At 35.0% G+C, this 12,065-nt stretch carries 11 protein-coding genes and 4 tRNA genes; 14 read left to right on the forward strand and 1 reads right to left on the reverse strand.

The window, feature by feature from the left end; all coding sequences use genetic code 11:
* The first annotated feature begins 16 nt into the window (after window positions 1-16).
* From CN601_RS18595 to CN601_RS18635, 9 genes are all read left to right on the forward strand, one after another.
* Complete coding sequence (locus CN601_RS18595; RefSeq protein WP_098171905.1) at window positions 17-1,393, forward strand: UDP-N-acetylmuramoyl-tripeptide--D-alanyl-D-alanine ligase; 1,377 nt, start codon at window positions 17-19, stop codon at window positions 1,391-1,393.
* A 400-nt stretch (window positions 1,394-1,793) separates the two neighbouring features.
* Window positions 1,794-3,347, forward strand: a complete 1,554-nt coding sequence (cshA, locus tag CN601_RS18600) for a degradosome RNA helicase CshA (protein ID WP_098120393.1) — start codon at window positions 1,794-1,796, stop codon at window positions 3,345-3,347.
* 126 nt (window positions 3,348-3,473) lie between these two features.
* On the forward strand, window positions 3,474-4,439 hold the full coding sequence (uvsE, locus tag CN601_RS18605; protein ID WP_098171911.1) for a UV DNA damage repair endonuclease UvsE: 966 nt from the start codon (window positions 3,474-3,476) through the stop codon (window positions 4,437-4,439).
* 21 nt (window positions 4,440-4,460) lie between these two features.
* Complete coding sequence (gene acpS / locus CN601_RS18610) at window positions 4,461-4,814, forward strand: holo-ACP synthase (RefSeq protein WP_098120392.1); 354 nt, start codon at window positions 4,461-4,463, stop codon at window positions 4,812-4,814.
* Between the two features lie 327 nt (window positions 4,815-5,141).
* The gene (locus CN601_RS18615; protein ID WP_098120391.1) at window positions 5,142-6,161 is read left to right on the forward strand and encodes a LolA family protein; all 1,020 of its coding nucleotides are present in this window, start codon (window positions 5,142-5,144) and stop codon (window positions 6,159-6,161) included.
* A 166-nt stretch (window positions 6,162-6,327) separates the two neighbouring features.
* A complete protein-coding gene (gene alr / locus CN601_RS18620) occupies window positions 6,328-7,500 on the forward strand; it encodes an alanine racemase (protein ID WP_098171906.1) in 1,173 nt (390 codons plus the stop codon).
* 138 nt (window positions 7,501-7,638) lie between these two features.
* A complete protein-coding gene (locus tag CN601_RS18625; protein WP_056476050.1) occupies window positions 7,639-7,920 on the forward strand; it encodes a CopG family ribbon-helix-helix protein in 282 nt (93 codons plus the stop codon).
* Between the two features lie 4 nt (window positions 7,921-7,924).
* The gene (ndoA, locus tag CN601_RS18630; RefSeq protein ID WP_056476047.1) at window positions 7,925-8,275 is read left to right on the forward strand and encodes a type II toxin-antitoxin system endoribonuclease NdoA; all 351 of its coding nucleotides are present in this window, start codon (window positions 7,925-7,927) and stop codon (window positions 8,273-8,275) included.
* Between the two features lie 118 nt (window positions 8,276-8,393).
* Window positions 8,394-10,592 (forward strand): Tex family protein, encoded by a 2,199-nt coding sequence (locus tag CN601_RS18635; RefSeq protein WP_098171907.1) that lies wholly within the window; start codon window positions 8,394-8,396, stop codon window positions 10,590-10,592.
* Here the strand turns inward: CN601_RS18635 and cmpA are convergent.
* Window positions 10,582-10,692: a cortex morphogenetic protein CmpA gene (gene cmpA / locus CN601_RS18640; protein WP_088003988.1), complete on the reverse strand. Its 111-nt coding sequence runs from the start codon at window positions 10,690-10,692 to the stop codon at window positions 10,582-10,584. The genes CN601_RS18635 and cmpA overlap by 11 nt on opposite strands.
* Before the next feature lie 304 nt (window positions 10,693-10,996).
* Here cmpA and CN601_RS18645 point away from each other — a divergent pair, with 304 nt between their 5' ends.
* The 5 genes from CN601_RS18645 (at window position 10,997) to CN601_RS18665 (ending at window position 11,879) form a co-directional block, all read left to right on the forward strand.
* On the forward strand, window positions 10,997-11,449 hold the full coding sequence (locus CN601_RS18645; protein ID WP_098171908.1) for a SprT family protein: 453 nt from the start codon (window positions 10,997-10,999) through the stop codon (window positions 11,447-11,449).
* An 83-nt stretch (window positions 11,450-11,532) separates the two neighbouring features.
* Window positions 11,533-11,607, forward strand: a tRNA-Asn gene (locus CN601_RS18650).
* A gap of 7 nt (window positions 11,608-11,614) precedes the next feature.
* A tRNA-Ser gene (locus CN601_RS18655) sits at window positions 11,615-11,705 on the forward strand.
* Window positions 11,706-11,716: 11 nt separating this feature from the next.
* Window positions 11,717-11,791, forward strand: a tRNA-Glu gene (locus CN601_RS18660).
* A gap of 12 nt (window positions 11,792-11,803) precedes the next feature.
* A tRNA-Val gene (locus CN601_RS18665) sits at window positions 11,804-11,879 on the forward strand.
* Window positions 11,880-12,065: the final 186 nt, after the last annotated feature.

The following is a 12,065-nucleotide window of genomic DNA, read 5'->3' on the forward strand; positions in this document are numbered from 1 at the left end:
AGAGGAGTCGGTGACAATGTCAATCGTGCGTACTTTATCTCAAATCGTTAATATGATTCCTGGAAGTGAATTAAAAGGGGAAGATTTAACGATTAATGGAGTTTCTACAGATTCACGTGTAGATTTAACTGGAAAATTATTTATCCCGATTATTGGTGAAAAATTCGATGCGCATCAATTTTTACCTCAAGCGATTGAAAATGGTGCTAGTGCAGTACTTTGCTCAAGAACGTTTTCCGATGTACCTTCAAACGCTTCTGTTATTTTAGTCGATGACACATTAGAAGCCCTACAAAAACTTGCTAAATCTTATTTAAAAGAGTGGAATGGTAAAGTAGTGGGAATTACAGGTAGTAATGGGAAAACCTCCACAAAAGATATTTTAACGAGCATTCTTTCAGCAAAATACAAAGTACATAAAACACAAGGAAACTTTAATAATCATATTGGACTTCCTTTAACAGTATTAGCGATGGCTGAGGATACAGAAGTTGCTGTATTGGAAATGGGTATGAGTAATTTTGGTGAAATTGAGTTTTTATCTAATTTAGCTGAGCCTGATGCAGCAATTATTACAAATATCGGTGAGTCCCATATGCAAGAGTTAGGCTCAAGAGCTGGTATTGCAAAGGCGAAGCTTGAAATCGCTAGTGGTTTATCAAAAAGTGGATTACTTGTAATTAATGGTGATGAGCCGTTATTAATCGAAGGTACAAAAGACAAAAGTTCAATCTATACTATTGAAACATTCGGTTTTAGTGAAAGTAATGATGTATATCCAACGTTTATTGAAATGAACGAAGCTGGAAGTGAATTCGAAATAAATAAAGCTCAAGAAGTTCGTTTCAAATTGGCTGTACTAGGCAAACATAATATTAGTAATACATTGGCAGCAATTGCAGTTGCGAGAAAACTTTCATTAACTTGGGATGAAATTAACGCTGGTATGCAGAATTTAGAAATGACAAAAATGCGTATGGAACTTTTAAAAAGTGAAAATGGGCTAACAGTTATTAATGATGCTTATAATGCTAGTGTTACATCAATGAAAGCTGCCCTTTTGTTTGCTTCAGAATTAAAAGGTTATGACCGTAAGTTTGTAGTATTTGGCGACATGTTGGAACTAGGTGATCAAGAAATTGCCTTCCATGAAGAAATTGGTGAAGAAGTTGTAAATCTTCATTTTGACTTTTTATACACTTTTGGGCCATTAAGTAAGTTTGCAGCAACTTCAGCATTCGAACAAATGGATTCTTCGAAAGTAAAAAGTTTTGATGACAAAAACAAATTAATTGAAGACTTAAAACAACAAGTTCAACCGAATGACCTAGTGTTAGTAAAAGCTTCTAGGGGTATGAAGTTAGAGGAAGTTGTAAATGTGTTACTACAGTAGTAATATAATGAATGGAAATATGGGCTAGGAGGCATAGAAATTAAAGTCTTTTCCTATACGCTTAACCAAGTCCAATTTCTAAATGAAATCTTTATTTGCGTAATTTAACATATGAAAACTATTCGTAATAAAGCAAATAAAAGGCTGAAAACCATGGGTTTTAGTGAGGATTTAACGTTTCTTGGGGTAAAGAAGAAGGTTCGAAGGTCAAATTGTTAGAATATAACTTCATTTGCTTTTTAGATGGAATGTCCGTATAATGGGTAGATATTGTTTCCTTTTCATGATACTTCGGACTATTGTTTGCCACTAAAAACGAACCTTCCATATGAACAGTCACGAAACATATAATATTTTAAATTTTTATAGATCAATTGAGATACAAAGGAGATTAACCAAATTGACAACATTTCAAGAATTAGGATTAAGTAGTAAAATCCTGTTTGCGATTGAAAAATTAGGCTTCGAGGAAGCTACACCAATTCAAGCGCAGACTATTCCATTAGCAAAACAAGGCCATGATGTAATTGGTCAAGCGCAAACTGGTACTGGTAAAACAGCCGCTTTCGGTATTCCATTACTAGAAAAAATTGATGTAGATAGTAGCAATGTCCAAGGACTTGTTATCGCTCCTACGCGAGAGCTAGCTATTCAAGTTGGCGAAGAATTACACAAAATCGGTATGAATAAAGGTGTTAAAATCCTTCCGATTTACGGTGGACAAGATATTAATCGTCAAATGCGTTCATTAAAAAAATTCCCACATATTATTGTAGGAACTCCTGGTCGTATTCAAGACCATATTAACCGTCGTACAATTCGCCTAAACAATGTAAATACAGTTGTTTTAGATGAAGCGGATGAAATGTTAAACATGGGATTCATTGAAGATATTGAAGCGATCTTAAAAGAAGTTCCAGAAAACAAACAAACACTTCTTTTCTCTGCTACAATGCCAGATCCAATTCGTCGCATTGCAGAAACTTTCATGACAAATCCACAAATTGTAAAAGTAAAAGCAAAAGAAGTTACAATGCCTAACATTGAACAACATTTTATTGAAGTTCAAGAAAAGAAAAAGTTTGACGTTCTTACACGTTTATTAGATATTCAAACACCAGAATTAGCAATTATTTTTGGTCGTACAAAACGTCGTGTTGATGAATTATCAGAAGCATTAAACTTACGTGGTTATGCTGCAGAAGGTATTCATGGTGATTTATCACAAGCAAAACGTGAGCAAGTACTTCGTAAATTTAAATCTGGTTCAATTGATGTTTTAGTTGCAACTGATGTAGCAGCTCGTGGATTAGATATTTCTGGCGTTACACATGTATACAACTTTGATATTCCACAAGATCCTGAGAGCTATGTTCACCGAATTGGACGTACTGGTCGTGCTGGAAAATCAGGTATAGCGATGTTATTTATTACTCCTCGTGAGTTTAATCAATTAAAAAATATCGAACGTACAACTAAGCGTCGTATGGAACGTATGACTGCACCTACATTAGACGAAGCAATTGAAAGTCAACAACGTATCATTGCAGAGAAATTAACTTCGACTATGGAAAGTGATAATTTAGCGTTCTACAAACGTATTGCAGAAGAATTACTTGAAGAGCATGATTCTGTAAGTGTTGTAGCTGCAGCTTTAAAAATGTTAACAAAAGAGCCAAATGAAACACCAATTCGTTTAACTGATGAGCCACCAATGGTCAAACGTGACCGTGGCGGACGCGGTGGAAACGGCGGAAACGGTGGCGGCGGATACCGTCGTGGAGAAAATAGACGTAGCGGCGGTGGAGATGGACGTCGTAGCGATAATCGTCGTGGAGATGGACGTCGTGGAGACCGTGATAACCGTGGCGGAAGTTTCCGTAACAAACGTAGCGAAGGTCCTCGTGATAACAACCGTGGTGGACAACGTAAACCACAAGACAGCAGTAAATAAGTTATTAGTTAAGGTACATGGTAAAATCCATGTACCTTTTTGTTTGTAATTTTATTCTCTTCTATATGTGTGAATTTGGATAGATTCCATACACTAATTAAAAAACATATGAGAGTTGGAATGAAAATGCTAGTAAGACTTGGGTATGTTGCAATGAGTATGAACTTACAAAATGCTTCACCTTCAAAAACTATGACAGTTACACAGTTTTTAAAGCAAAAGGATAAAGAAGCGGCTATTCGTAAGTTAGAACAAATTGCTAATACAAATATTAACAACTGCTTAAGATTGCTAAAGCATAATAAGGGACATGATATATCATTTTTTCGACTAAGTAGTAAATTGATTCCTTTAGCGAATCATGAAGAAGTGGCAGATTGGAATTATATCAAGCCATTAAAGGAAGGTTTGCTTGAGTTAGGTAAATTTGCACTTGCTAATGAAATGAGAATTGATTTTCATCCAGATCATTTTGTTATTTTAAACTCTACAGATGAAGACTTATTAAAAACATCTCTTAAAACCTTGAAAATGCACTATCAGTTATTAAAAGGTATGAGAATTAACCCTGAACAAAGATGTGTATTACATATTGGTGGAGGATATGATGATAAAGAAAAATCACTCGAACAATTAATCGAAAATTTCAGCTTAGTTCCAGCGTCCATTCAGAAAATGTTAATGTTTGAGAATGATGATACTACTTTTACATTTGATGAAACGTTATATGCTTGTGAAAAATTAGGCGTGCCACTTGTATTTGACTATCATCATCACTTAGTCAATCATGAAAATGAAGACTGGGTAAAAAGTTGGGGCGATGCTGTTAATACGTGGAGAGATTCCAGTTTACCAATGAAAATGCATATATCAAGCCCTAGAGATGAGAAAGATATTCGGGCTCATGCCGATTTTGTAGATTCGAATCTGTTTATTACGTTTTTAAATGAAATATATGGCTCGGTTGATCAAATTGATTGTATGATTGAAGCAAAACAAAAAGATAATGCACTCTTTCAATTAATGGAAGATATGAAAGATCATCCTTCAGTTGAGGTTATTAATGGTGCAAGCTTTTATTTTAAACCGTAGTACTTAGAAAGTAGGGGGAATATGATTGTAGGTATTGGGTTGGATTTAGTTGAAATCGAAAGAATGAAAGAAATTATTATTTCGCAGCCGCGTTTTTCTAAAAGGATTCTGACTGAAGCAGAATATGGAATATACAAAAACTTATCGGAGCGTAGAAAATTAGAATTTTTGTCAGGCAGATTTGCAGCAAAAGAGGCTTGCTCAAAAGCATTTGGAACTGGCATTGGAAAAGAGATAGGGTTTCAAGACATTGAAATTTTAAACGATGAGAAAGGTAAGCCTGTTTTAACTGTTGATTTACCATTTATACCGTTTTTATCGATTACGCATACTGAACATTATGCTGCTGCTCAAGTGGTTTTACAGCAAATCTAAACAGTTTTCAAGCAGTCACTCATCTATGGAGTGGCTGTTCTTTTTTTGTAAATTAACAATGCACCGTAGAAGAAAAATCCCCATAACTACAGCACTTTTTTCGCCATTTGGCTCGTTTTCTTTAAAAATATTTTAATTTAGCTTGTCATGCTAGTCTGCATATTTTAAAGCTTGACCTCATATAGTTTTATGAGGATATGAGAAGCAAGGTTGCAACGTGCATGAATAAATCAAGATTAAACTTCTAAGCTACTCGCGCACATTTATTCAATTGCCTTTGCATGAGATTCTCTTTTTTTACAATAGAGGAACAAAGGAGCTGGGGAAATGAAGAAAAAGCTTGTAGCGATGCTTTTGACTGTCATGTTAGTACTATCATTAGCTGCATGTGGAACGAAATCGAAAGATGATGTAGTAGGTTCTCTTAGCAATCAGATTGAAAAAATGAATGGTTATAAGGCGGATGCAACATTAACAATTAATAATGGCAACGATCCACAAAAGTATGAAGTTGTCATTTGGCACAAAAAGCCTTCTTACTATCGTGTACAATTAAAAAATGCTAAGAGCGATCAAAATCAAATTATTTTAAGAAACAAAGAAGGTGTATTCGTTTTAACACCAGCATTAAATAAAAGCTATCGCTTCCAAAGTGATTGGCCATCAAACAGCAGTCAGCCATACTTACCAGAATCATTGGTTAATGACCTAGTACAGGATAAAAATGCAACATTTAAAACAACTAAAAAAGGCTATGTTTTTGAAACGAAAACAAATTATACAAATAGACAATTACTCCCAACACAAGAAATTACATTTAATAAAAAAGGTTTAACACCTGAATCGGTAAAATTATTAGATACAGATAAAAATGTAGTGTTGGACGTTAAATTTGATAAAGTAGAATACAATGCTAAGTTTGATAGCGACGCATTTGACGTGAAGAAAAATATGACAAGCGCTCGTTTAAGTGTACCTACATCAACTAATCCAGAAAATGATCCTAATTTATTAGTTACACTTTACCCTAATTATTTGATGAATGGTGTAGTGCTTGATGACCAACAAGAAGTAAAAACTAATACTGGTGTTCAAGTTATCCTTTCATATAAAGGTGATAAAAAATCGTTTACTTTAATTGAGCAAAAAGCGAAGATTACAGAGTCTGGTACAACAATGGAAATCACTGGTGAACCAGTTGATTTAGGAAAAACCGTAGGGGCACTATCAGATAAGATGATCACATGGTCATATGGCGGAACAGACTTTACGATTGTTTCTAAAAACTTAACTCAAAGCGAATTAATTCAAGTTGCTCAATCAGTCGGAGATACAGGCACAAAATAATATTTTTTCCAAACTTAAAAGGGCGTGATGATGCTTTATCACGCCTTTTTAAATTTCAAATAAACTATGAATGAGTAGTATATTGGTTGACATTTATAGTAAAATAAGCAAATAATTTAACACATATAAAAAGAGTAATGGGTAAATCGATAAGGAAGTGTAAATCATGACAGAAACACCATTTTATCGCGACACTTGGGTAGAAGTGGATTTAGATGCAATTGAAGAAAACATTAAAAATATTGTATCGCTTTACCCAAATCATCAAGAAATTTATGTAGCTTTAAAGGCGAATGCATATGGACACGGTTATGTAGAAGTAGCTAAACAAGCATTAAAGTCTGGAGCAACAAGATTATTAGTCGCTTTTATTGATGAAGGGATATTTCTGCGTAATGCAGGAATAGAAGCACCAATTTTAGTTTTAGGTGCAACTAGACCAGAGGATATAAACGTCGCAATTGAGCATAAATTAACTTTAACAGCATATAATGTTGATTGGTTAGAAGGTATTTCTCAAAATCTAAAAAATACTGATGGTACAATGATTCATATTAAATTTGATACCGGGATGGGTAGGTTAGGCTTAAAGACAAAATCGGAGTGGGAACGAGCAGCATCGATCTTACGAGATAATCCATCGATTAAATTAGAAGGATTGTTTACACATTTTGCTACTGCCGATGAGTTAAATAAATCCTATTTTAATCAGCAATTAAAGACATTTTATGAATGTATCGAATGGGTTAAGAGTAGTGGATTTGCGCCTGAGCTAATTCATTGTGCGAACAGCGCAGCGGCTGCATTAGAAACTAACCTATTTAACACAGTTCGAGTTGGAATTATCATGTATGGTTTAACTCCATCTTTAGAGATAAAGCCATTGCTGCCATTTACATTAAAGCCCGCACTATCGCTTTATACGAAAATCTCACATATTAAACAGTTACCATCGAATAGTGGTGTAAGTTATGGAGCAACGTATTTTACTTCTGACTCAGAGTGGATTGCTACATTACCAGTTGGTTATGCAGATGGATGGCTAAGAGATATGCAAGGCTTTTCTGTACTAGTGGAAGGTGAAAAGGCAGAAATCGTTGGTAGAGTTTGTATGGATCAGTGTATGATCAAGCTTTCAAAGCATTATCCTGTTGGTACAAAAGTGACGTTAATAGGAGAAAATAAAGACGGAGCTGTTACGGCTGAGGACGTGGCTATACACATGAATACAATCAATTATGAAGTAACTTGCCTTCTAAATCATCGGGTACCAAGAGTATATAAAAAGAATGGAAATATTAAGTCAGTCAGTAATTATCTAGTATCAGATAAATTGTAATTTGATGTATTAAAGTATGAAACACCGTTATTTGGTTAAGATAAACGAAGATATGTGTCTTTCCAATCACTGAAAATAATGGTATGATGTAGTATAGGGAGATATATGGGTAATAGTTGATTCTGGAGGTGCTGAAACTTGTCCGAACTAAATGCGACAACTGAAATAACAGTACGTTTACCAAAACACGTAGTAAGCGAACTAGATGGATTAGTAAAGCAAGAAAACGGTAATCGAAATGAGTATATTTATCAAGCGACTAAGATGTTTTTAAAAGATCGTAAAAGACGCCAAAGTCGTGAACATATGCGACGCGGATACATGGAAATGGCTAAAATCAACTTATTAATATCTTCTGAGTCATTCTATGCTGAGTCTGAAGCGGATTCTAAAGTGGAGCGCTTAGTTAGCGGGGGGTAATCACTTGATAGTAAAACGTGGCGACGTATATTTTGCAGACCTTTCCCCTGTAGTTGGCTCGGAACAAGGTGGAGTTCGTCCGGTTCTCATAATACAAAATGATATCGGTAATCGTTTTAGTCCTACCGTTATAGTCGCTGCGATTACAGCACAAATCCAAAAAGCAAAGCTTCCAACACATGTTGAAATCGATGCTAAAAAATATGGATTTGAACGTGATTCGGTTATACTACTAGAGCAAATTCGAACGATTGACAAACAGCGATTAACCGATAAGATAACACATCTTGACGATGAGATGATGGATCAGGTTGATGAAGCGTTGCAAATCAGTTTAGGACTTGTTGATTTTTAAAGTTGCTTTTTTTAGCAGCTTTATCTACATAAATTATAATTAATGTTTTATAACCCTTTCGACTTGAAAGGGTTATTTTAGGTCTTATATAATTCCCAAAAATTGGAGGCGTTAAGTTATGTCACAGCAATTGATTAATAAAATAGCATCTGATTTATCTATTACTTTGAAACAAGTAGCTACTGTCATTGAATTAAAGGAAGAAGGAAATACAATTCCCTTTATTGCCAGGTACCGAAAAGAAAAGACGGGTTCTCTTGATGAAGTTCAAATTCATTCGATCTTGGAGAAATATGAGTATGCTGTAAATCTTCAAACACGAAAAGATGAAGTAATCCGTTTAATTGATGAAAAAGGAAAGCTGACTGATGAATTACGTAAAAGTATTACGTTAGCAACAAAGCTACAAGAAGTAGAGGATTTATACCGACCATATAAAGAAAAAAGAAGGACTCGTGCTACGGTCGCAAAAGATAAGGGGTTAGAACCATTTGCAGAGTGGTTATTCTCGATGCCAAAAGAAGGCATGTTAGCAGAAGAGGCATTAAAATACATAAATATTGAACTTGAAGTTAGTACAGCTGATGAAGTTATTCAAGGTGGAAAAGACATTATTGCGGAATGGATTGCAGACGATGCTACATATCGAAAGTGGATTCGTGAAGTTACATTTAAAAAAGGAACAATTGATAGTACTGTAAAAGATGCCAATAAAGACGAGAAAAAAGTTTATGAAATGTATTATGAATACTCTGAGCCAATTGCAAGGATTGTTCCACATAGAATACTAGCAATGAATCGTGCGGAGAAAGAAGATATTTTAAGGGTTGCAGTTCAATCGCCTTTTGATGAAATTATTTCATATTTAGAAAGAAAAGTTATGATAAAGGAAACTTTTGTGCGACCAATTTTAAAAGAAGTTGTTGAGGATGCTTATAAACGATTAATTCAACCTTCAATTGAAAGAGAGATTCGTAAGGAATTATCCGAAAAAGCTGATTCTCATGCAATTAATATCTTCTCAGAAAACTTACGCTCACTATTGCTACAGCCACCATTAAAAGGAAAAATCGTTCTTGGAGTTGATCCTGCATTCCGTACAGGTTGCAAATTAGCCGTTGTAGATGAGACAGGTAAAGTACTTAATATTGATGTTATTTATCCGCATCCTTTCAAAGGTGAAAGAGAAGAAGTTCAAAGAAATAAAAGAGAGCAAGCAATTGCAAAAATTAAAGATATTCTTATCAAATATAAAATAGAGATGATAGCAATTGGAAACGGAACAGCGTCTCGTGAAACTGAGCTATTTATATCTGAAATTCTAAAAGAAATGAAAAATAGTATTTACTATGTAATCGTAAATGAAGCTGGAGCGAGCGTGTATTCTGCTTCAGAACTAGCGCGAGAAGAGTTTCCAAATTTCCAAGTTGAGGAAAGAAGTGCGGTTTCAATCGCAAGACGATTACAAGATCCGTTAGCTGAATTGGTTAAAATTGACCCTAAATCTGTTGGCGTAGGATTATACCAACATGACGTTTCTCAAAAAAGTCTGAATGAATCACTATCGTTTGTTGTTGAAACATCAGTTAACCAAGTAGGTGTAAATGTAAATACAGCATCAGTTTCGCTATTACAACATGTATCGGGCTTGTCCAAAACGGTGGCGAAAAATATCGTTAATTATCGTGATGAAAAAGGGAAAATTACAAATCGAAAAGAGCTTAAAACGATACCGAGACTAGGTGCAAAAACATACGAACAATGTATTGGATTCTTGCGCGTTGTCGAAGGGGATGAACCTTTAGATCGTACAAGTATTCATCCGGAGAATTATGTGCAAGTAAAAAAACTATTAAAGCAATTAAATTTCTCAACAAATCAAATTGGTTCAAAAGAACTAAAAGAAAAGTTAAAGACGCTAAACTTAGAAGAAATATCAGAACAACTTGATATTGGTTTAATTACACTGAATGATATTTTAGGTTCATTAACACAACCTGAAAGAGATTTACGAGACGAATTAGCAGCACCAATCCTTCGCCAAGATGTTCTTCAAATTGAAGACTTAAAAATAGGCATGGAGCTTGAAGGAACAGTAAGAAATGTAGTAGATTTTGGTGCGTTTGTAGATATAGGATTAAAGAATGACGGTCTTGTTCATATTTCAAGAATGAGTAGTAAATTTATTAAACATCCATTAGATGTTGTTTCAGTTGGTCAAGTAGTAAAAGTGTGGATTGCTGAAGTTGATCAAAAGAAACAAAGAGTAGGCTTATCTATGCTGCCAATTGAAGCAAAAGAAAAAGTCAAAGCTTAATTTTTTGATAATAAAACCAACATTGATTTAATAACTTTATTTGATAACGATTTTTTTCATAAAATGCTTTCTGCATTTGAGTCTTAAGCCAACTAGGCATTACCATGATGAAAACCTCCAACTTAAAAATCTTCGCCCATCTTAACTATTGAGATGGGCGATGAAATAAATGAGTGAGGGGTAACCTTCCGATACACTGTATAAAAAGGATAACTGTATTGTTCATTTTGGATAGTAAAAATTACGCCGTTGTAGAGAGATTTACTAAGAGCAGCCCATTTAGCATAAATCGTACTAATAAGATCTTTTGAAATTCTCATTTGTATGTTTAATGTATGCACATACCCAGAAAAATGTGAGTTGTTTAGTTAGAATAAAGTAGAAAAAGAGGTGGCGATCTATAAATGGACAATGAGGAGATACAAAAATTAGTAGAAGACCTATCGATTACCTATTTCGGACAGCCATTTCTCCATCAAGCTTCTTTCAATACTAGATTGAGAACTTCTGGTGGAAGGTATTTATTAAATAATAGTAATATCGAATTAAATAAACTATACTATCAAGAACACGGAATCGAAGAGCTAAAGGGAATTATATTACACGAGCTGTGTCACTATCATCTTCATATTATGAAGAAAGGATATAAACACGAAGATAAAGATTTTAAAGTCCTACTAAAAAAAGTAGGTGCCCCTAGATACTGTAAACCGTTAAATTCAATTAAAAAAAGAACACATTCTTATAAATATAAATACAGTTGTGTTGGGTGTGGACAAGACTTTTTAAGGAAAAGAAAAGTAGACACAAAGCGCTTTGTATGTGGAATATGCAAAAGTCCGTTAAAACAATTATAAATAGTGTTGACAGGGAATATATGTATAGTTTATATTAATACTTGTCATCATGTTGCAGCACATGACGAATTGATTTAAATTTTTCCGCAGTAGCTCAGTGGTAGAGCACTCGGCTGTTAACCGAGTGGTCGTAGGTTCGAATCCTACCTGCGGAGCCATTATTATAGAGAAGTACCCAAGTGGCTCAAGGGGCGCCCCTGCTAAGGGTGTAGATCGTTAACGCGGTGCGAGGGTTCGAATCCCTTCTTCTCTGCCATATTTTTTTTTGGCCCGTTGGTCAAGCGGTTAAGACACCGCCCTTTCACGGCGGTAACACGGGTTCGAGTCCCGTACGGGTCACCAATATTTTATCCCGGAGGATTAGCTCAGCTGGGAGAGCACCTGCCTTACAAGCAGGGGGTCGGCGGTTCGAGCCCGTCATCCTCCACCATTTCTTTAAAATGATATAAACTTTTATTATCGCGGGGTGGAGCACGAACGAATATGCTTCGAAGTAATAACTTCAGCATACCAATCGAGCTGCTACTTGCATAAACATCCTGAGATTGGGATGGTCTTAACGAAATAAACTTCATGGATCTAATAAAATAGTATCCACATTATCGCGGGGTGGAGC

The organism is Bacillus sp. AFS017336 (assembly GCF_002555445.1).
GTDB lineage: Bacteria > Bacillota > Bacilli > Bacillales > Bacillaceae_G > Gottfriedia.